This is a genomic window from Clostridia bacterium (genome assembly GCA_017620395.1).
In the GTDB taxonomy this organism is placed as follows: Bacteria; Bacillota; Clostridia; order Oscillospirales; family RGIG8002; genus RGIG8002.
This window is the reverse complement of the sequence record JAFZQJ010000026.1, coordinates 43,370-64,152: the sequence shown is the minus strand read 5'-3', so window position 1 is coordinate 64,152 and position 20,783 is coordinate 43,370. Positions and strand designations below refer to the sequence as shown.

The 20,783-nt window shown below is 59.3% G+C and carries 16 protein-coding genes; 10 read left to right on the top strand and 6 right to left on the bottom strand.

The window, feature by feature from the left end:
• Position 1: 1 nt before the first annotated feature.
• The 6 genes from J5441_05330 to J5441_05305 all read right to left on the bottom strand — a co-directional run bounded on the left by J5441_05330 (position 2) and on the right by J5441_05305 (position 10,126).
• Positions 2–1,315 carry an aminotransferase class I/II-fold pyridoxal phosphate-dependent enzyme gene (locus J5441_05330; GenBank protein ID MBO4934569.1) on the bottom strand — a complete coding sequence of 438 codons (1,314 nt, stop codon included), beginning with the start codon at positions 1,313–1,315 and terminating at the stop codon, positions 2–4.
• Positions 1,308–2,402, bottom strand: coding sequence for an alanine racemase (locus J5441_05325; protein MBO4934568.1), 1,095 nt, complete (start codon positions 2,400–2,402; stop codon positions 1,308–1,310). Before J5441_05325 ends, J5441_05330 begins: the two co-directional genes overlap by 8 nt.
• A gap of 20 nt (positions 2,403–2,422) precedes the next feature.
• Entirely contained in the window at positions 2,423–3,550 is a 1,128-nt protein-coding gene (locus J5441_05320) for a peptidoglycan bridge formation glycyltransferase FemA/FemB family protein (GenBank protein ID MBO4934567.1), read from the bottom strand.
• 18 nt (positions 3,551–3,568) lie between these two features.
• Positions 3,569–6,613 carry a fibronectin type III domain-containing protein gene (locus J5441_05315; protein MBO4934566.1) on the bottom strand — a complete coding sequence of 1,015 codons (3,045 nt, stop codon included), beginning with the start codon at positions 6,611–6,613 and terminating at the stop codon, positions 3,569–3,571.
• 4 nt (positions 6,614–6,617) lie between these two features.
• The gene (locus J5441_05310) at positions 6,618–9,038 is read right to left on the bottom strand and encodes an N-acetylmuramoyl-L-alanine amidase (GenBank protein ID MBO4934565.1); all 2,421 of its coding nucleotides are present in this window, start codon (positions 9,036–9,038) and stop codon (positions 6,618–6,620) included.
• A gap of 65 nt (positions 9,039–9,103) precedes the next feature.
• On the bottom strand, positions 9,104–10,126 hold the full coding sequence (locus J5441_05305; GenBank protein MBO4934564.1) for a class I mannose-6-phosphate isomerase: 1,023 nt from the start codon (positions 10,124–10,126) through the stop codon (positions 9,104–9,106).
• A 119-nt stretch (positions 10,127–10,245) separates the two neighbouring features.
• Here J5441_05305 and J5441_05300 point away from each other — a divergent pair, with 119 nt between their 5' ends.
• From J5441_05300 to J5441_05255, 10 genes are all read left to right on the top strand, one after another.
• A complete protein-coding gene (locus tag J5441_05300; protein ID MBO4934563.1) occupies positions 10,246–10,671 on the top strand; it encodes a hypothetical protein in 426 nt (141 codons plus the stop codon).
• Positions 10,672–10,774: 103 nt separating this feature from the next.
• Entirely contained in the window at positions 10,775–12,958 is a 2,184-nt protein-coding gene (locus J5441_05295; GenBank protein ID MBO4934562.1) for a heavy metal translocating P-type ATPase, read from the top strand.
• A 27-nt stretch (positions 12,959–12,985) separates the two neighbouring features.
• On the top strand, positions 12,986–14,242 hold the full coding sequence (locus J5441_05290) for a histidine--tRNA ligase (protein ID MBO4934561.1): 1,257 nt from the start codon (positions 12,986–12,988) through the stop codon (positions 14,240–14,242).
• A gap of 94 nt (positions 14,243–14,336) precedes the next feature.
• Entirely contained in the window at positions 14,337–15,332 is a 996-nt protein-coding gene (locus J5441_05285; GenBank protein MBO4934560.1) for an ATP-binding cassette domain-containing protein, read from the top strand.
• The gene (locus J5441_05280; protein MBO4934559.1) at positions 15,332–16,051 is read left to right on the top strand and encodes an ABC transporter permease subunit; all 720 of its coding nucleotides are present in this window, start codon (positions 15,332–15,334) and stop codon (positions 16,049–16,051) included. Before J5441_05285 ends, J5441_05280 begins: the two co-directional genes overlap by 1 nt.
• Before the next feature lie 13 nt (positions 16,052–16,064).
• Complete coding sequence (locus J5441_05275; GenBank protein MBO4934558.1) at positions 16,065–17,681, top strand: GldG family protein; 1,617 nt, start codon at positions 16,065–16,067, stop codon at positions 17,679–17,681.
• Positions 17,678–19,072 (top strand): DUF4340 domain-containing protein, encoded by a 1,395-nt coding sequence (locus J5441_05270; GenBank protein ID MBO4934557.1) that lies wholly within the window; start codon positions 17,678–17,680, stop codon positions 19,070–19,072. The genes J5441_05275 and J5441_05270 overlap by 4 nt, the downstream gene beginning before the upstream one ends.
• Before the next feature lie 172 nt (positions 19,073–19,244).
• Positions 19,245–19,535 (top strand): hypothetical protein, encoded by a 291-nt coding sequence (locus J5441_05265; protein MBO4934556.1) that lies wholly within the window; start codon positions 19,245–19,247, stop codon positions 19,533–19,535.
• A complete protein-coding gene (locus J5441_05260) occupies positions 19,532–20,266 on the top strand; it encodes a class I SAM-dependent methyltransferase (protein MBO4934555.1) in 735 nt (244 codons plus the stop codon). Before J5441_05265 ends, J5441_05260 begins: the two co-directional genes overlap by 4 nt.
• Before the next feature lie 4 nt (positions 20,267–20,270).
• Positions 20,271–20,735: a GNAT family N-acetyltransferase gene (locus J5441_05255; protein MBO4934554.1), complete on the top strand. Its 465-nt coding sequence runs from the start codon at positions 20,271–20,273 to the stop codon at positions 20,733–20,735.
• Positions 20,736–20,783 lie beyond the last annotated feature (48 nt).

Sequence of the window (20,783 nt, the reverse complement as noted above, 5' to 3'; positions counted from 1 at the left end):
GCTATTCCTTTACCACGAGGATTCGTTTCATATTCAGCCCCTCCGGGAGCGTTTCGATATATTCGCCGGTTATCACCGCGGGAAGTCCGGGCGGGTAGACGCCGATGCATTCGGCGGCGATCCTGCCGGCGCTTTCTGCGGCGGGAACGCACTCGCATTCAGCTCGGAACGCGTCCGCGACGCTCATCGCCCTGCGGGGTATTATATCACGCCGCGCCGGCTTTGGCAATACCGCGTTTTTCCTTTCCGCGCCGATGAAAACTCCGGTCAGCCGCGAAAGCTCCTCCTCCGTGTTCATCGGGGAGAACATAAGCAGCGCGCCGCTTTCGTCAGCGAACTCCGGCACGCAGCCAAACTTATTCAGGCGGGCGGATATTTCCGCGCCGGAAAGGCCAGTGCTTCCGCCGGTCACGTAAAGGCGGCACGGCTCGCCGCGCGTTACGGAGTAACCGTAGTCTTCAATATCCTTTTTCAGCCGCCCGAGCCGCTCCGCGAGCGTGTTATACGCCTTTTCGCCCTCGTCCTTCGCCCAGCCGAGCGCCGCGGCGATCGAGAGCATTATCGGGTATGACGGACTTGACGAGCAGAAGCGCTTCATCAGTTTTTTGCCCTCCGCGGCGAGCGCGTGATCGGCAAAATGCAGCAGCGCGGAGCCGGTCATCGCCGGCATCGTTTTATGTATAGAATCGGTGACGATATCCGCGCCGCATTCAAGCGGGTGCCTGAACCCTTCGACGAAGCGAAGGTGCGCGCCGTGGGAATTGTCGACCAGCAAAAGCTTGTTATATTTGCGGCATATTTCCGCGAACGCAGCGACGTCCGCGACGTATCCGTAATAATCGACCGAGGTCAGGAACATGGCGGAAATGCCGCCGTCCGCCTTGAACGCCGCTTCGGCCGCTTCGGGAGAAACGACGCCCGCCGGCGTCGCGACACTCGGCTCGGGCGTGAGCAGCACCGCTTCCGCGCCGCAGAGTCCGACGGCGTTGAAAACGGAATAGTGACTGTTTCTCGGGATAAGCAGCTTGCCCTTCGCGGCTGCGATCGCGGTCATAACCTGTATGCAGGAGGTCGCGCCGAAGGGCGAGATCATCGTCGCGCCGCTGCCGAAAAGGCGCGAGGCGTCCGCTTCGAGCCGCGAGATCGCGCCGTCCGCCTCGAAAAGCTCGTCGGAAAACGGCAGCTCGGTCACGTCGAAGCCGTAAAGCTCGTACGGCAGAACGCCGTCCGGCCTTCTGCCCTTGTGACCGGGCATATGGAACGAGGCGAACGAGCCCTCCGCGTGTTCTCTTATCGCGCGTTCAAGCTCAGACATACGTTCTCTCCACGCCGGCGGGAACGAACAGCGGGTTCGCGCTGAAGCGCACTACGTCGCCGACCTCGCATTCAACGTCTGTCACGTCGAGCGCGAGGCAGTGCTGCGAGATCTTGCCAACGACGGGGACCTTTTTGCCGTTCACCCGGCCGAAGATCCTGTCGTCGTCAAACGCTCTGAAAAGCCCTTTTACGGCGTCCTTCAGCTTTGAAATGCGCTTCCTGCCGTAAGGCAGTTTGCCCTCGGCGAGCCCGTCGGACATACCGATATGCAGCAGCGCGAGCTTGGTCTTGCGCTTTGTCTTGAACTGCCGGCTGTAACCGACGTATTGACCTTTTTCGATGAGTTTCACCTCGGCGACGTCGCATTCGAGGCTGCCGATCTTCGTCAGACCCGCGTCGAAGCCGGCGGGCATCCTGCCGATCAGGCCGGAGCCGATGCGCACCGCGTCGTAGCGCGTTTCGGGGTATTTCACCGCCGCGCAGGAATTCGCAGCGTGGACGAGCAGCTTCGTGCCGATATTCTTTGAGAAAAACTTAACGGCGTTCTCGAAGCGTTCGTTTTGAAGCTCCGTGAAAAGCGGCTTTTGTGCGTGGCTCTCGGTGAACTGCGTGAAAATTCCGGTAACGTTGACGTAGCGCAGCGATGGAAGCATATTCGCGGCGCGCTCGTATTCGAAGTCGCGCAGACCGGAATGGCTGAATCCGGTGTCTATGAGCAGATGCACCTTCACCTTTTTGCCGGCTTTGTCGCCCGCCTCGTTGATGAGCTTGAGCGAAAGCATACTGCCGGCGGCAAGCGTCGCGCCGGTGGCGACCGCGCGTTCGATATCCGAGCGCAGATCGCTGGACGAAAGCAGGATAAGCTCCGCTTCGCATCCGTAGTTGGAAAGCAGCTCCGCCTCCCCCACTCTGCTGACGGCGATGCGCTTCGCGCCGAGCTCGACGTATATGCCCGCCGCCTGAAGCAGACCGAGCCCGTAGGCGTTCGACTTCAGCACGGGTATGACCTCAACGCCGCACGTTTCGCGCAGTTTGAGGTAGTTTCTTATAAGGGCGTCCTTTTCGACGATAAGTCTCGCTCCCATTTCTGCTCCTTCCGGCGGGATCACTCCGCCTTTTCGGCTTCGCCGTCCGTCTTTGCTTCTTTATGCTGCGGCGCGGGCACGTGGTGGCGCTTATCCTTCGTCTTCGCGAGGAAGCGGCGCTTGCGCATATGCTTGAATGTGCGCGTACCGAACTCGGTAAAGGTGTATCCGAAGCGCTTGAACACCGCGTCGATCTCGCCTACAAACTCGACCAGCTCGCCGTTGAAGCCACGCTTGAATCTGTAAAGTCCGTAAAGCGGGTTGCTCTCGTCCATATCGCCAGAGACGCCTCGGAAATCGTAGACGGAAACGCCGCTCTCGATCGCCCAGCGGATCATATCCCACTGCAGCAGGTAGTTCGGCATCCTGTTGCGTTCCTTGTTGGAGGAGGCGCCGTAGAGATACCAGACCTTGTCAGCGTATCTTATCGCGAGCGTGCCGGCGATCATTTCGCCGTTGTAGTAGGCGGCGTAAAGGCGGGCGTCTTCGCCGAGCGACTTAAGCAGCCGCTCGAAGTATTCCTTTGAGCGGCAGATGAAGCCGTCGCGCTCGCCGGTCACCGTCATCAGCGCGTGGAACTGCGCAATCGCTTCGGGATCGCCGTTGACAACGCGCGTTTCCACTCCGTTTTTGATGGCGACGCGCACGTTATAGCGCGTTTTTGAGGTGAAGTTCGCCATGACCTCGTCTTCCGTCTTGCCTTTGATATCCATGCGGTAGACGAAGCGCGGCTGGGTGGTCTCGAAGTTCTTGCCGCCCTTGACCTTCAGCTTCATTGATTCGAGCGCCTTTTTGAAGGGCTCGTAATCGGCGCGAATGTCGGGGTCCATACGCAGGCAGACGCTGCGATGCCGCTTCGCGAGGCTGCGCGCACCGTTGACTATATCGGCGAATGCTGCGGAATCGTCTTCGTCGAAGATCGGACCGCGCGGCGCGTACATAAGCGTATACGGCGTCATGGGTATCTTGCGCACGAGGATGGATATCCCTCCGCGTATGCTTCCGTCGCCATTGCGTGTGACGACGACCTCGCGCTTCCAGTCGTTTTTCAGCGCAGCCCATTCGGCGGACTGCATAAAGTGTCCGCGCGGGTGGTTTCTGTTGAACTGCTCGAATTCAGCGTAATTCTCCGGTTTGAGTATTTCCATTACGTTTATCTCCCTTTGTCAGTCGCTCAGGCCGATAGCCGCGCGGAGTATCTGAAGCGCGTCGGCGACCGTTATTTCGCCGTCGCCGTCCGCGTCGCCCGCCGCAATATCCAGCGTGTCTGCGGTAACGAGATTCGCCGCTATGCGAAGGGCCATGAGCGCGTCGCCGACGGTCACGTTTCCGTCGTTGTTCATATCAAAGCGCGTGTATTCGCGCACGGTTATCGGGTAAGAAACGCTCGTTTCGTTTCCGTCCGAGTCAACAGCAGTGTAAAGCACGGTGTAGACGCCGTATTTATCGAAAGCCACCGAGCCGCCGACAAGGACGTCGAGGCCGTCCGGATCGATAACGCCGACCGTGACGGCGATCGCCCCGTCCGGTTCGTCGTTCGCCGTTGCGGAAGGAGGCGTGAGAACGCTTCCGAAAAGCGCTTTCTTCGGCAGACTGCCGTTTACCGTAAGCACCGGCGGAATCGCTGCTATTAGAGCGGCGATTGCCGCTTCAGCGGCTTCAAGCGTCGCGAGATGCGAGGCGAGACGATCGCGAAGCTCAGGGGCGAGCGCGTCGTATTCCTCCCTGACAGCGCCGATTTCGCCGGCATCCGCGAGCGTTATATTCTCGACCGCGGGAAGCGCGGTTATGCGCGCGATGATGCGCTCAATGCACGCGCCCGAGAAAAGATCGAGCGACGTTCCGCAGTAATTCAGCCGCAGCTTGCTGCCGGATATGCTTACCGTCGCCATCCCCTGAGCAGCGGATGCGAGGTTGATATAAGCCGGTTCCGCGCCGGTGAAGTATCCGACGCCGTCGAGCGTCAGCGTCTCGCTCCCGGTTTCACAAGAAACGGCGGCTGAGCCGGAGCTGAACACCGCGTTTACGCCGTACTGCTCCGCTATCGGGCAGAGCTGCGCGGCAAGCGGCGAAGCCGACGCGTCGCCGGTGAGCGGCGCGTTAAGCAGCATGAATTTCCAGTCGTATTCGTCCGCACCAAGCGTTCTTGTCAGCCACGAGAGCTGCCTGGAATTCAGCTTACCCTCCGCATCGACGTCGTTTGAATTGAGCACGACGAACAGCGCGTTTTTATAAACGAATGAATAGTAGACGCCGGTTGCATGACCGGCTCCGGACTGCTCGGATAGATTGTATTTCGTCCACCAGACGCCGCTGTCCGACGGACCGGCAGCCGGTACGGTACGAACGTTTTCGAACACGCAGGACATCGCGGAGAAATAGCTCTTCCACGCCGCTTCGCCCGCGGCTTCGGAACCGGTCGTCATCACGAACGCCGGCGCAACGCTCCAATACGCCGCGTTCCATGCGGAACGCACGTCGCTTTCACTGCCTCCGGGCGCGACCGCCGCGAAGGCGAAGGTATCGTCCGCGGCCGCGGTCTCAAAAACACAGGGGTGCGACCAGACGCCCTGATTCTTGTCGCCGTACCGCATCCAGTATTTCGTACCGGGCTTCAGGCTGCTTATACGCAGCTTGTGTATATACTTGCCGGTCTCTTCGCTGAAGGTCGTGCTGCCGGTGTAATTCTTTGTTTCGTTCGAGCTGAAGTCGGGGTAAATGTTCCCGTACGGCAAGAGCTGCACGTGTGTTTTCATATCCCCCGCAGACTGCCACGTCAGCGAAACGCGGGTAGCGGTATCGCCTCCGAACGCCGCGTTGAACTGTTCAAGCAGCGATGAGTTATCGACGGAAACGCTGAACGAGCGCGTGGGCGAATATGAGTTGTAAAGGTCGGCGGTGCCGAGAATATACCAGCCGAGCGACGAAGTTATGTTGCCGGTGTAAACGACCGCGGCGGTGCTGTTTTTCAGGCCCGTCTGCGTTTCGCCTATCTGAGAATTGAAGCGAACGCTCGGCACGAACGACGTCGTTTTCAGATACTTCACGGCGCTGTCGGAAATAACGCGGAAGCGAAGCTTCAGCACGCCTTCGGAAGCGTAATCCGCAATGTTCACGCCGTTCTTACCGAGGTTGAAGTTCACTTCTCCGTTGAAGCTCGTTTTCGTTTTGAAATGCTCCCACTCTCCGGAAACGCCGTTGTAAATGCTCATTTCTATCCTGTTGCCGACAGCGGTCTCGCCGGTATAATCGGCGCAGACCTTGCCGGTCTTGCCGGAAACGTCGATGGCGAAGGTTTGATACAGTTCCCCTCCGGCCGCCGTCTCGGTCAGGAAGCCGCCGTCGCGCTCGGCTCCGACCGGACGTTCGCCCGCGGGCGTTTCGGCTGAAATGTCGCCGTGCGTCACGTTTTCACTCGCCGACGCTTTCAGTATCTCTGCGAGACAGAACTTCGCGCTGTAACGCGTGAACGAACCGGTCAGCTTCGCGGAAATGCGCATGCCGCCGTCTGTTTCCGCTACTCTGATATCCGAATATGAAGGCGCAGGCTTGCGCACCTCAAAGCGCAGACTGCTCGTCGCGCTGTTGCCGGCGTTATCCGTCAGCGTGTAACTCATATTGTGGTAGCCGCCGGTGATGAAGTCGTATTCGACCTCGTAAGGCGGCGTAATGCTCCGCCCGTCGAGCACGGCGGTAACGGATGCGACTCCGCAGCCGTCGTCGGTCGGGTTGAATGTTATATCGAAGGTCTGTCCGTCGCTCAGAACGATGATGTCGTCGGGGTAAACCTCCATATCGTACGCGGTGTATTTGCGGCCGAGCGCGTCGATCGCCTGCCAGCTTCTGATATAAGGCGCGGTGTTGTCGAAAAGCACTGCCTTCTCCGCAATCTGAACGCCTCCGACGGAGAAAGCAAGCGTCTTTGCCCCGTCCGCAAAGGCGGTCGTATCGACGGTAAAAGAGCGGCGGTAGTATCCGCCGGACTGTGTTACCGCGCCGCCGGCGACGGCGGATCCGTCAAGCGAAAGCGCCATTTCTCCCGCCGAACGCGACCACGTCTCGACAGTCAGCGTTCCGCCTGCGTAGTCGGTTTCCGCGATGCTCCAGCCGTTCTCCTCCCCTTCCGCTGCGGCGGGCAGCGTGAAGCACCCGGCGCACAGCAGCAGGGATATAATCAGAGATAGTGCTTTTTTGAAGACAGAGCTTTTCATATCATCACCTGAAATACTCGACAACTGCGTTCGCTACTGCGTTCGCCAATTTGTCGGTGTTGCCGGACGCCTTGAGCCACGCGGCGTCGCCGCTGTTTGAAAGGAATCCGCACTCAAGCAGTATCGACATAAAGTCGTGATTGCGGTAGACGAAGACGTTATGATACTTGCCGCCGCGGTTTTTCATCCCGCTGACGTCGTGCATCGCGTCGCTCACCTTCTGCGCCAGCGCCTGGTTGAAGCCGTAGAAATACAGCGCCTCGGTGCCGTTGGCGGAGGTGTTTTCGTAGTAGTTATGATGTACGCTTATGAGCAAATCGGGATCGTAGGAAGAGATCAGCTCGAGACGGTGCACGCGCTCGGTGTCTTTGTTCACACGCACTCCGTCCGAGAAATAAAACTGTTCCGCACGGGTTATATATACCGTCGCGCCGAGCGCCTGAAGCTTCGTGCGCAGCGCGAGAGCGACCTTGACGTTTTCCTCGGCCTCGCTCAGTCCGTTGCCGCTCGCGCCGGTGTCGTAACCGCCGTGTCCCGCGTCGAGGCATATGACCGCGCCGTCAAGGCGACCGTTCGACGTGTTCAGCGGGTTATGGAAGCGCAGAACGAGGTTGCCGCTCGCGTCATAGTAAGAGTTGAAGCCGCAGAACATACCTTTGCGCCTCAGCGTGAAGGTGTACGTCACCGCCCCGTCCGCCTCCGTAACCGAAGCGGCGGAGAAAAGCGGATTCGCGTCCGTACTTACGGCGGGAGCGCCCGCGGCGTCGGTAAATGTCACACTGACTGAGGCGAAGTTCGAGCAGTAGGCGTCTGTCGCGGCAGTGTCTCCGGAGTAGAGCCCGTGAACGACGAACTTGAACGGGGTCTTCTGAGTCGCCCCGACCGTGAAATATGTGAATCTGCCGTCGGATTTCAACTCGGCGGCGAGAAGCTCGTTCGTGAGGATGCTGACGCCGTTCTTTACTTGCGAATCCTTCTGATATACGCGGTGTCCCCCGCGCAGAGTGAAATAACTCAGCGAATTGTCGCTCGCGCATATAGATTCGCCGGTTATGTAATCAGTCGTTCCCTTCGGCAGCCAGAAGAATTGCGGATAGCTCGTGTCGCTGTCGTTCGGAACAGGCTTGAAGGTCTCGTTCCTCACGTTTATCAGCGTCGCCGCTCTGCCGGTCGGATAGCCGATCTGCGGAACAATGTCAAGTTTAGCGGCTTCACGAAGGACTGTAAGAGCGTCTGAAACCGTGACTCTGCAGTCTCGATCGACGTCCGAAAGGACGAATTGCGCCCCGAACACCTCTGTGAGTCCGGCAGCCCTGCGAAGCACGGCCAACGCGTCGTTTACGGTGATCTTGCCGTCGCAGTCGATATCTCCGTACCTAACCTGCGGAAGCGCCGCGACCGCACGGGTTTCGCGCTTCATGCAATGCAGGCAGACACGGGTTTCTTCGCCGGCGGCAGTGTACGTCGCCGGAACGGTCATGCGCCATTCGGTCCATATATGCTGCGTCGTCGGCGGGATCTCAACGGTTTCCTTCCCTCCGCAGGTCGCGCAGACGCGTTCCTTGCTGCCGGGGGTTTCCTCGCCGGCGGGAACGGTCACCGTCCACTCTCCCCAGTCGTGTCCGAGCGCGGGGAGGATCTCATGCTTGGTTTCGCCGCAGTCTTCGCCGTGCGCGGTCTTCGTGAGCGCCTTGGTGTACGCCGTAACGATCGAACCGCCGTAGTCGGGATCGCTCGTCCAGTCGTTCGTTCCGAGTTCCTTCCACGAAGGCTTGCTGCCGTGCTCCATATAGTAGAAGCGCGGATCGACGATCACTTCCCCTTCCGGAAGCGCGTCGGCGGTCGCGTAAGCGTAAATGTGCTGGATATGCGCGGTAACGCCCAGCTCCGCGGTCGCGAAACGGCAGAGGCTGGCTTCGTCGCCGAGCTTGCCGGTAATGCCGAGTCCGCAGAAGTTGTTATCCGTCGGCACGGCGTAAAGTCCCTCAGGACGCGGCTCGTATACGCGCACCCAGCCGCCTTCGCCGTCCGGCGCGAGGTAGCTCTGCGGGCGGTTGAACTTGAACCAGCCGGTTTCCTTTATCGCCTGCAGGTACGCAAGGTCGCCGCGAAGGTGATACTTCGCGCCGATAGTCAGGTAGTAGTTTATGAGCTCCTCTATCGTGCAGGTCAGGCGCATATTCGGGATCTGCGGCTCGGAATAGGCGTAAAGGTCCTCCGCGGTCAACACGATGTCGCCCAGGATCATAAGCGGGTCCTCGACGACGAAGCCGCCGGCGCAGACGTAGTCGACGTAGCCGTCCTCGGTGCAGGTCGGATCGACGCGCGCGGTTTCGACGAAGTTATGATACGCCGAAACCGTCGCCGCCGGTATCAGCGCCGCAGCGAACGCGAATATCAAAACGAACGATACAAGCTTTTTCATACGCTTTCCTTTACTTTTCTGCATTTCGCCCGCTTGCGCGGGGTTCGCGGCCGGACAGCCGGCCGTTATTTAATGACTCCGTCGATCTGTTCCGAGGTGAAGCCGGCGGCTTCGAGCCGCGCGCGCTCCTCCGCGAGATCGGGAACGTATGATCTGATGTAGGTTATTTCGCCGGTGACTGCGTATCCGCCGAAGCCCGCCGGCATAATGAAGCTGTCGCCCGCCTTCGCGGCGCTGCCGGCGATCCCGCCTTCGCCCTCGAGGACGGTAAAGATGTTGAAGCTTCCGCCGCCGCATTCAAACTTCGCTTTTCCGCTGACGCTCACGCGTTCGGCGGCGAAGTAGCGGCACATCGCGAGCACGGAGATCTCCGCGTCCCCGGCCGCGTATTCAAGCGGAGTCGTGTACTCCTTCCCCTTGCTGGAGGCAACGTCGGATACCTTCACGCCCTTCTCTATGTGAAGCTGGCGCGGGTTGCCGTTTTTGTCGACTCTGTTCCAGTCGAAAAGTCTGTAAGTCGTATCGGAGTTCTGCTGTATCTCCGCGATGAGCAGGCCGTCGCATATCGCGTGGACTCTGCCGGCGGGGATGAAGAAGACGTCGCCCTTGCGCGCGTCGACGAAGTTGAGCAGCTCGTTGAGGCGGCCTTCCTTTATCGCTTCCGCGTACTCCTCGCGGGTAACGTCGCGGTCGAAGCCGTAGATGAGCTTAGCGCCGGGCGCGGCGTCGAGTATGTACCACATCTCCGTTTTGCCCAGCTCGCCCTGCTCGAGCTCCGCGGCGTAGGCGTCGTCGGGATGCACCTGCACGGAGAGCTTGTCGTTGGCGTCGATGAACTTTATAAGCAGCGGGAACTTTTCCGCACCCGCGTTGAGCGAGCCCATTCCGTCCATATCGGAAAGAGCCTCGGTTATTTTCATTCCGTCGTATTTGCCGCCGTCGACGAGGGAGCAGCCGTTCTTATGCTCGGCGGCCTCCCAGCTTTCGCCGGTGCGGTCTGAGGGGATGGGCTTGCCGTAGATCGTTCCGAGCTTGCCGCCGCCCCATATCATTTCCTTGAAAACGGGTTTGAGTTTAAGAAGTTCCATTTAATCATTCCTTTCTGATTTTATATTATACTACATAATATCGGTTTCGTCAACGATTGTTTTAATCTTTTGCGCTTCCGCATAGTATTTTTTATAAAGTCCGAAAGGTGTGGTTTTTTATGGCAAAAAGGTTAAACGGAACCGTCAAATACGCGGCGCTTTTCATCGTCGTGTTTCTCATCGCGCTGCTGTTTTTCGCGCTGATTTTCGGGATAATCTTCCCAACGAAAGCGCTCGCGGAGGGGCCGGTTTCCCCCTACTATTCGGCAAGACGCGAAGAGGGCGGAAAAGCCGCCGTTTCGGCGGATGAGCCGGAGTTTTCTCAAATAATCGCCGTCTGTTCGAAGATGACCGCCGCCGAAAAAATGCGGCTCTATTCCCTCTTCTCTTCAAAGGTAACGGATGCAGAGCTTGAGGAGCTTATCGCGATGGCGTCCGACGGAGTCAGCGACGAGGAGCGCGCGTACTTCAACTCGCTCGCGGCGGAACGGCTGACCGCCGAAGAGATCGGCGAGCTCCGTTCGGTTTACGAGAAGTACGCATAATGGCAGAATTTTCATAATTACAGTTGAAATTTGCGTTTTTTCGGTTATAATATATGTGTAAAAAACTGCGGCTTCGGCCGATTTCCCCGGAGGACAAACGCATATGACCGAAAAATTCAACGTTACCGGAATGCACTGCGCGGCATGTCAGGCCGCAGTAGAACGCGCGGTCAAACGGCTTGACGGCGTTTCCTCCGCCGACGTCAACCTGCTCGGCGCATCGATGGTCGTCGAATACGACGAAAACGCGCTCTCGGAAAAGGATATCCGCGCCGCCGTCAAAGCCGCCGGATACAAAGCCGAAAAGGCGGACGGCAAGCCGCGCCCGAAAAACGACGAGGCGAAAACGCTCGGCAGGTGCTTCCTGCTCTCGCTGGCGTTCCTCGTTCCGCTGATGGCACTTATGATACTGCACATGGCGGGCGTAAAGTTGCCCGACTTCATGACGCACAAGGTCGTCGGGTGGGTCCAGCTCGCGCTGACAGTTCCCATAATGATCGTCAACCGCAGGTTTTTCATCGGCGGCGGCAAGTCGCTCTTCCGCGGCGCGCCGAATATGGACACGCTTATCGCGGTCGGTTCCGCAGCGTCGTTCCTTTACAGCTTGTATTCCCTGCTGACCGGCGGAGAGCATTTCTACTTTGACTCCGCCGCGATGATACTTACGCTTATAACGCTCGGCAAATATCTGGAGGCACGTTCCAAGCGCGTCACCGGCGACGCGCTCGACGCGCTCGAGGATATGGCTCCGAAAACGGCGATCGTCGTACGCGACGGAGCAGAAACCGAGATACCCGCGGACGAACTGCGCGTCGGAGACGTTGTAGCGCTGAAGCCGGGGATGTCCGCGCCCGTCGACGGAACGGTCGTCGAAGGGAGCTCGTATCTCGATCAGTCGGCGGTCACGGGCGAAAGCGAATACGTATTCAAGCAGGCGGGCGACGCGATAATCTCCGCCTCCGTCAACCACGGCGGATACCTGCGCTTCCGCGCCGACAAGGTCGGCGAGGACACGTCGTTTTCCCGCATAGTCAGGCTCGTTTCCGAAGCCGCGGCGTCAAAGGCGCCGATACAGCGGCTCGCAGATAAGATCGCCGGCGTTTTCGTGCCCGTGGTGATGGGCGTCGCCGCGCTCACCTTCGCGATATGGATGCTCGTCGGCGGCGGATTTGAATCCGCGCTGCTTCACGCGGTATCCGTGCTCGTCATTTCCTGCCCCTGCGCGCTCGGGCTCGCCGCCCCCGTCGCCGTTATGGTCGGCACCGGCAGAGGCGCGCAGCTCTCGATACTCTACGGCTCCGCCGAAATCCTCGAACGCACCGGCAAGATAACCGCCGTCGCGCTGGACAAGACCGGCACCGTCACCGGCGGCAGACCGGAGGTCACGGACGTGGTCTCCTTCACGGACGTCGACCCGCTCCCCGCGGCCGCCGCGCTCGAGAAGCTTTCGGAGCATCCGATCGCTTCCGCTGTCTGCGCTTACGCCGAAGGGCTCGAGCTGCCGGAGGTATCCGACTTCGAGAGCTTCACCGGCAGGGGCGTTTCCGGCGTAGTCGAAGGCGCGCGCTGCCTCGCCGGCAACGCCGCGCTGATGGAGGAAAACGGAGTAGATATTTCCCACGCCGCCGAAAAAGCGGAGGCGCTGAAAGCCGAAGGCAAGACGGTCATCTACTTCGCCGCGGACGGCGCGCTCGCCGCGCTGATCGCCGCCGCCGATTCGATACGCCCCACCTCCGCGGACGCGGTGGCGGAGCTGAAGAGCGAAGGTATAAAAGTGCTTATGCTCACGGGGGACAACCCCAACACCGCCGCCGTCATCGCCGCGAAAGCGGGAATCGACGACGTGCGCGCCGGACTGATGCCGGAGGACAAGGAGGCGGCGCTGACCGCCCTGCGCGAAAGCGGAGAAATCACAGCGATGGCCGGCGACGGCATCAATGACGCGCCCGCACTCGCGAAGGCGGATATAGGCATTTCGATGGGCGCGGGAACGGATATCGCGCTGCGCTCCTCCGATATAGTGCTGCTCCGCGACGACCTCGCGGACCTGCCGACCGCGATACGCCTCAGCCGCGCGGTACTCCGCAACATCAAGCAGAACTTCTTCTGGGCGCTCTTCTACAACGCCCTGTGCATACCGCTCGCCGCCGGAGCATTCTCCTCTCTGCTCGGCTGGGAGCTTTCCCCCGTCTGGGCCGCCGCCGCGATGAGCGTAAGCTCGCTCTTCGTCGTCGGCAACTCGCTCCGACTGCGCTTTTTCAAGCCGAACGCGAAAAAAGAAAAATAACTTTTACATAAAGAAAGGTGAAACACGATGGCGCTTATCACCACCGCTCCCAGAGGGACGCAGGACCTGCTTCCCGAAAACAGCTTCAAAAATCAATGGCTCGAAAGCACGCTCGCGAAGACGGCGGCTGATTTCGGCTTCTCCGAGATACGCTTCCCCACCTTCGAGCACACCGAGCTTTTCAACCGCTCCGTCGGCGACACGACGGACATCGTTCAGAAGGAGATGTATACCTTCGAGGACAAGGGCGGCAGAAGCATCACGCTGCGCCCGGAGGGTACCGCCAGCGCGGTGCGCCTCCTGCTCGAAAACGGCCTCGACAAGGGACTTCTGCCCGTCAAGGCGTATTACCTCATCCCCTGCTTCCGTTATGAGAAGCCGCAGGCCGGCCGTCTGCGCGAGTTCCACCAGTTCGGCGTCGAGTTCTTCGGCGCGGCGACCCCGAAGGCGGACTGCGAGATAATCACGCTCGCCGACGAGTGCATCCGCCGCCTCGGCGTGAAGGGCGTTTCGCTTTTCATCAACTCCATCGGCTGCCCGGAATGCCGCGCCGAATACAGAAAAGCGCTCGTCGAATACTTCAAAAAGCGCGAGGACAAGCTCTGCAAGCTCTGCCGCGAACGCCTGAACGTCAACCCGCTCCGCGTGCTCGACTGCAAGGATCCCGACTGCGACGGCGACGTTGAGAACGCGCCGAAGATCACCGACTACCTCTGCGGCGACTGCCGCGAGCACTTCGAGCAGGTCAAGACGCTGCTGACCGAAAGCGGCGTAGACTTCACCGTAAATCCCCGCATCGTGCGCGGGCTCGACTATTACAACGGCATCGTCTTCGAGTTCATTTCAAGCGACATCGGCGCGCAGGGCACCGTCTGCGGCGGAGGCCGCTACGACGGGCTCGCCGCGCAAATGGGCGGCTCCCCGATATGCGGACTCGGCTTCGGCATGGGGCTGGAGCGCATGATGCTCCTGCTCGAGAAGCAGGGGCTCTTCCCCGAAGCCGCCGAGGGCTGCCGCGTCTTCATCGGCTCGATGGGCGAAAAGGCGGAGAAGGAAGCCTTCCGCATCGCGCTCGCGCTGCGCCGCGAGGGCGTCGCCGCCGAATACGACTCCGTCGGCAGAAGCGTCAAGGCGCAGATGAAATACGCCGACAAGATACGCGCCGGATACACCGTCGTGCTCGGCGACTCCGAGCTCGAAAGCGGCGTCTGCCGCGTCAAGCGCATGAGCGACGGCGAAACGCGGGAAATCAAAATCTCCGACCTCGTCGGGTTTTTTCGCTGATCTCTCACCCGGTATTAACGGATATTTCACCATTACGCGATAAGATAATTCAAGAAGCGGCTTGCCGCATTCTTCCGAAAGGACTGAAGTCCGCTTGATCACGGTAACCAATCTGACAAAGAAATACGGCAAAAAAGCCGCCGTGGACAACATCTCGTTCACGGTCAACGAAGGCGAGATCGTCGGCTTCCTCGGCCCGAACGGCGCGGGAAAGACCACGACGATGAACATTCTGACGGGGTATCTTTCGATGTCCTCCGGCAGCGCCTCCGTCGGCGGCTTCGACATACTCGAGAATCCCAACGAGGTCAAAAAGCTCGTCGGGTATCTCCCCGAGCATCCGCCGCTCTACTCCGATATGACGGTGGACGCTTATTTGAAGTTCGTCTTCAAGCTCAAGAAATGCAAGGACCTCGATATGAAGTCCCACGTCGCCGAGATATGCGACGTCGTGAAGCTCTCCGACGTCCGCGGCCGCATAATCGGGCATCTCTCGAAGGGGTATCAGCAGCGCGTCGGACTGGCGCAGGCGCTCATCGGCAATCCGCCGGTGCTCATCCTCGACGAGCCGACCGTCGGGCTCGACCCGCGGCAGATAATCGAAATACGCGACCTCATCAAAGACCTCGGCAAACAGCGCACCGTCATACTCAGCTCGCACATTCTCCCCGAAGTGCAGGCGGTATGCGGACGCATAATCGTCATCAACCGCGGGCGGCTCGTCGCCGACGACTCCGCCGAAAACCTCACCCGCAACGCCGGCGGCAAGCCCGCCTACTCCGTCACTATCGACGGCGCTGAGGGACAGGTCATCGCCGCGCTGCGCGGCATCGCCGGAGTCACCTCCGTCAAGCGCGTCGCGGAGAAGGAAAAGGGCACCTTCGAGTACCTCGTGGAAGCGGAAAAGGATACCGATATCCGCAAGGCGATATTCAACGTCTGTGTTTCGCTCGGCACTCCGCTTATCGAAACCCACCCCGTCGCTTCGTCGCTCGAGGACGTATTCATAAGCCTCACCGGAGGCTCCCGCAGAGCGCCGGGCGGAAAGGCGAAGCGCTCCGTCAAAAAGAGAGAGGAGGCCGATCTCTGATGCTTACGATTTTCAAGCGTGAGTTCAAGACCTATTTCACCTCCGTCATCGGCTACGTTTTCTTCACGCTCTTCATGATCTTCTACGGCGTGTTCTTTTACGTCTCCATCATGGGCGGCGAGAAAAGCGGAGTCGTCTCGAGCGGTATGTCGAACTTTTTCGGCTTCATCTACTTCGTGCTCGTGCTGCTCGTTCCGGTGCTGACCATGCGCCTTTTGAGCGAGGAACGCAAGCAGAAGACCGATCAGCTGCTGCTCACCTCCCCCGTCGGACTCGGGCAGATAGTCATGGGCAAGTTCTTCTCCGCCTTCGCGATATATTCCATCGCCGTCGGAACGACCGCGTTTTTCGCTATAGTCATCGCGGCGTTTGGCAGGCTCAACTTCGTCGAGTATATCGGAATGGTGGTCGGGATACTCCTTATCGGCGCGGCACTCATCGCCGTCGGCGAATTCATCTCCGCTCTGACGGAAAGCCAGGTGGTCGCGGCGTTCGCGACCTTCGGCGCGATAGTGCTGACCTTCGTGCCGGTGCTGCTTTCCTCGATAGTTTCGAGCCCCGTGCTGAAAACGCTGCTGGGGCTTGTTTCGCTGCACACGCGCTACGTCGATTTCACAAGCGGCATTTTCGACATAAGCAACATTCTGTTTTATATAAGCTTCACCGCCGTTTTCCTTTTCCTCACCGTGAGGGTGATGGAACGGCGCAGATGGTCTTAAGGGAGGCGCGGATATGAACGGCAATCTCAACGGCGCCCCCAAGGGCGGCATTCAGGAAACGCCGAAGAAGCGTTTCTTCTCCAACCCGCGCTTCAAGCACGGCTCGCTCGCGACGGCGATAACCGCGGTCGTCATAATCGTGATAGTCCTGTTCAACGTCGCGGTAACTCTCATCGGCGAACGCGTAGACCTGCGCTTCGATATCACGGCGAACCGCCTCTTCTCGCTTACCGACGAGGCGAAGGCGTACTTCGACTCCGTGGAAGGCGACGTAACGATAACGGTGCTTTCGTCGGAAAACAAGATGCGTGACTTTTCACTCTTTTCGGACGCCGGCGCAAACGCCGCCGCATTCTACGAGGCGCCCATACGCCGCCTGCCGGAGATACTCTCCGAGATAGCGAAAAACGAACATATCACAGTCAAATACGTCGATATGGACGCCAACCCCAACTACCTCAACAAATACGATATGATCTCGCAGCCTTCGCCGCCCGAGATGTATATGCTTGTTGAAAGCTCCAAACGGCATAAGCTCGTCGATCTGACCGAATTCATCAACACGGATTTCAACGAAACGACGAGCTATAAGACCGACTCGGAATCGTTCACCTACTACTACTTCACCGAGCAGCCGCTCATCAACGCCGTCGGATACGTTCTGCGCGACGAGGTCGTCTCCGTCGCCGTCGTGAACGGACACGGCGAGCGCACCGAGGACGAGAGCAACCTCGCCTCCATCAGCGGCATATTTGAGAATAACGGCTTAAACGTTGAGGTCATCGACTTCGCGAAGGACGCGATTCCGCAGAGCGCGAAATTCCTCGCCGTCGTCGCTCCGCAGCGCGACTTCTCGCAGGCGGAAATAACCAAGCTCGACGAGTTCCTGCAGAACGGCAAGGACTACGGCCGCAACCTGCTCTATTTCGACGGCGGCACCGCCGACCTGCCGAATCTTTACGAATACCTCGAGCTCAACTGGGGTGTGAGGATTGATCCGAACTCCCGCGTTTACGATCAGGATAACTGCATTAGTGGTCTTCCGTTCTGTGTCATAACAGAATACGACTCCGACAGCGATATAACTAAAGAACTCAATAATGCGAGAGTTAAAACGATAATTCAGAGTCCGGAGCCGATCGAGGTGCTCTGGGAGGAGCGCGATATCCGTACGGTGACGACGCTGATGAGCACCTACGACACGTCCTTTAAGCGCGCCGCCTCCGAAACGCCTGATACCGAATCCGCGGCGGCGATAAAGAAGGGTGACGACGACATCACCGACAAATTCGCAGTTATGACGCTGACGCGCAAGCGCAACACCAACCTCCCGATAGAAGAATCCTCCGGCGTACTCGTAACGAGTGATGGTTTTATCGACTTCTACTTTAATTCCATCAAGGCTGGCGTATCCAACACCTACGGCAACGGCACGCTGATCACCGCGATCCTCGAATCGATGCAGGAAAAATCCGATCCCGTTACGATAGTCAAAAAGGATCTCGCCACCGAGGTAATCGATCTGACTAACAATCAGGTCAGGATCTTCGCGCTGGTATTCTCCATACTCTTCCCCGCCGTTATCATCGGCGTGGGTACGTTCGTTTTCGTCAAGAGGAAGAACCTGTGAGCAAGAACAAACGTCTGCTTTTAATACTGCTTGCGATCGCCGCGGTCCTCGCCGCGGGCGTCGCCGTCATACTCCTCACCGCGCCGGCGGAAACCGTTTCCTCCGACGAGCCGAGCGAGACGGCGCTCATCTACTCCGTCACCCGCGACGAATTCGTAAGCGCATCCGTGAGCAACGAAGCCGGCGGCTTCACTCTTGTGAAAACCGCGGACGGCTACACCGTTAAGGAGGACGAGGGCTTCGAAACGAACGCGTACTCGACAAGCTGGGTCGGCGACAAGCTGCTCGCGCCGAACGCTTCGCGCACGGTCGCTTCGCCCGGGGCGCTCTCGGAATACGGGCTCGACTCCCCCGCCGCGACCTGCCGCGTGGAGCTCGCGGACGGCACGGCGAAGACGCTGCTGCTCGGCAACGAAGCTCCCTCCGGCGGACGCTATATGTCCCTTCAGGGCGAGGACGGCGTTTATATCGTCACCCACAACCTGCCGCTTTATCTGACGCGCTCGGCGGCATCCTACGTCGAGACCGACGTTATCCCCTCCAAAGACGACTTCCCCGAAGGAACGGATACAAACGTCAAATACGTCTTCATCGGCGGCAAAAAACGCGCCGAGAACATCGAGATAATCATGGATCCTAACTACGTCAGCGACGAAACGGCGTCGACGCCTTACGTCATGACGCAGCCGATAGATTACCCCGTCAACTCCACGACGACGGGCGACCTTGTGACCTACGCTTCGGGAATGAGTTTCACGGAATGCGTCGAGATACGCCCGACTCCCGAACGCGTCGCGTTTTACGGCCTCGACGATCCCGATTACACGCTCGTTTTCCGCTTCGCTGACAAGGAAGTGCGTATCGGCTTCGCCGACGCGGGCGAGTTCTGCTACGCGAAGATGGACGGATTCGACGCGGTATTCACCGCCTATCCGACCTACACCTCATTCCTCTCCAACCCCGCGGACACGTATATGTCGCGCCTGACCTTCACAAAGCCGCTCTCCGCGCTCTCCGGACTCACCGTGAACTACGCGGGCGGCGCCCACGTTTTCAAAGTCGACCGCGACGGCGGCGGAATAATCCCCTCCTGCGGCGGTCTGAAGCTCGACGCGGATAACTTCAAGCTCTTCTACGAGAACCTGATAATGACGCTCTCAGAGGGACGCCTGGATTCCGTTCCGGCCGCGCCCGCGGCGCTGACGCTCACCTATTCCTTCAACGACGGAAGCGCAGACGTCAAGGTCGAGTTCGTACCGGTCGACAATATGCGATACGCCTACCTCATCGACGGCGAAGGCGTCTTCTTCGTGCTCAAGTCGCAGGTCGACGCGATAATCTCAGACGCCGCGCTCGTCGCGCAGAACAAGCCGATCAAGAGCACCATTTGACAATGCTTTTTTAAGTATTTTTCGTCTTTCGTTAAGGTTTGAAAAATATCGCAAAAAAGTGTTTACTTTTATGCTTTTTAGTGTTAAAATGCGTATGTGAGAGCGTACGCATTTTTTCGTGCGCTCCGCTATTATATAGAAAGGACGCGCGGATAATCCGCGCCGCAACGAAATGGTTAACAAGACCGCAGATTCCCAGGCGGACAGCCTGTTTGACGCAATACTCTCTCTGAAAACCCGCGAGGAATGCTACGTATTTTTCGACGACGTATGCACCGAAAACGAGATCAACACGATGGCGCAGCGCTTCGCCGTCGCGCGGCTGCTGCTCAAGGGCGGCGTCTACGCCGACATAGTCGAGAAGACGAGGGCTTCGACCGCCACCGTCAGCCGCGTCAAGCGCTGTCTGAAATACGGCAGCGGCGGCTACAAGCTCGGCGCCGACAGATTGGAGCAAAAATGAGCGGATACGGCAGCTTTTCCGCCGTCTACGACCGGCTGATGAGCGACTTCGACTACGCCGGCGCGGCGGGATACCTCGTTAAGCTCGCGAAAAAGCACGGCAGTCCGATGCTCAAGCCGCTCGACCTCGCCTGCGGAAGCGGGCGGCTCGCGGCGGAGCTCGTTAAGCTCGGCTTCGATCCCGTCTGCGCGGACGGCTCGCCCGAGATGCTTTCGCTCGCGAAGGAGCGCCTGCCCGCCGATACGCTCCTGCTCTGCCAGGACATGACCGAGCTCGACCTGAACGACACCGTCGACGTCTGCTTCAGCACGATGGACAGCGTCAACTATATCACGACGAAAACCGCGCTGAAGGCGGCGTTCAAGCGGCTCGCAATCTTCACCGACAAGGGCGGCGTTTTCATCTTCGACGCCGACGGCGAACGCAAGTTCACCGACGAGCTCGCAGACGGGACGTACACCTACGACCTCGACGACCTCTACCTCGTCTGGAACACCGGGTATTCGCCCCGCACGCGCAAGGCGAGGTACGAGCTGACCTGGTTCGAGCGCGACGGCGGCGCGTGGCGCCGCTTCGACGAGGAGCAGGAGCAGCGCTGCTGGACGCGCGAGGAGCTCGTTTCAACGCTCGAGGAGTGCGGTTTCGCGCCCGAGGCGGAGTACGACGCCTACACCCTTTCGCCGCCGAAGGCGGACAGCCGACGCATCCACTACGTTTTCAAAAAGGTTTAACGCAATGCTTATCAGACCCGTTGAAAAACGCGATATACCGCGCATACACGAGCTGCTCGGGCAGATACTGCGCCTGCACGCGGAGCTGCGTCCGGACGTCTTCCGCGCCGACCGCGAGAAGTTCGACGCGGCCGAGCTGGAGGCGCTGCTGACGCGCCCCGACCGCCCCTCCTTCGCCGCCGAAGAGGACGGCGTCTGCGTCGGCTACGCGCTCTGCGAGATACGGCAGCCCGCCGCGCCGCAGATGCTTCCGCGCAAAGCGCTCTACCTCGACGACCTCTGCGTCGATTCCGCCTTCCGCGGACGCGGGATCGGCGGCGCGCTGATCGCCTTCGTACGCGAATACGCGGCCGAGATCGGCGCTGATTCGCTCGAGCTGAACGTCTGGGAGGCCAACGCCGACGCGAAGGCGTTTTATGAAAAACTCGGCTTCAAAACGCAGTGCAGACACATGGAGCTGAAGCTGTAACGGCAATTTCAAAAAAGAATAAAAAACGCGGTCGCTGTCCTGTTTATC